At 67.4% G+C, this 730-nt stretch carries 1 pseudogene; it reads left to right on the top strand.

Annotation, left to right across the window (positions count from 1 at the left end):
• Positions 1-448 (top strand): annotated as a pseudogene (locus ABGB16_RS33885) (DDE-type integrase/transposase/recombinase); the annotation flags it as partial.
• Positions 449-730 lie beyond the last annotated feature (282 nt).

Genomic DNA, 730 nt, shown 5'->3' with positions numbered 1-730 from the left:
GACCTACGTCAAGGTCAACGGGGTGTGGCGGTACGTGTACCGGGCCGTGGACCAGCATGGTCAGGTCATCGACGTGCTCGTCTCGGCCCGTCGGGACGCCGCAGCGGCCCGGCGGTTCTTCCACCGGACGCTGACCACGCTGAAGGTCACGCCCGGCGAGGTTGTCACCGACGCGAACCCGGTCTATCCGAGAGTGCTCGACGACCTGGTCCCGTCGTCGTGGCACCACACCGCACGACACGCCAACAATCCGATCGAGGCCGACCACAGCCAACTCAAGCACAGGCTCAGACCGATGCGCGGACTCCGCACCGACCGCACCGCGCAAACGATCATCGCCGGCCATGCCTTCGTTCAGAACCTCCGACGCGGACACTACGAACTCGCCGCCGACGTCCCGCCCGGTCTGCGGGTGGCCGCCGCGTTTACGGAACTGGCCCGAGCCATCCGACAGTGCCCGGTGACGCGGCTCGGCGTGTCCACCGATCCGCCAACGCAACAGCTCCGGGGTCCTGGGCGTCGCCGCCAGGCTGCGCGCCGTGTGGGACCTTCCACAAAAGCGATATGGCAAGCTACCAAACATGCGACAATTCGGGCATGCCCGCTGAGCCGACCGACGCGCGAAGCGGGTCCGCGTCGACCGCCGCGCAACTACGGCGGGCGACGGCGGCAAGCTTCGTCGGGACCGCTATTGAATGGTATGACTTCTTCCTGTTCGGGCTGGTCACGG

The sequence above is a fragment of the Micromonospora sp. B11E3 genome (assembly GCF_039871625.1).
Lineage (GTDB): Bacteria > Actinomycetota > Actinomycetes > Mycobacteriales > Micromonosporaceae > Micromonospora.
Note: the sequence above shows the minus strand (reverse complement) of the source record. Positions and strands in the feature narration are given on the sequence as shown.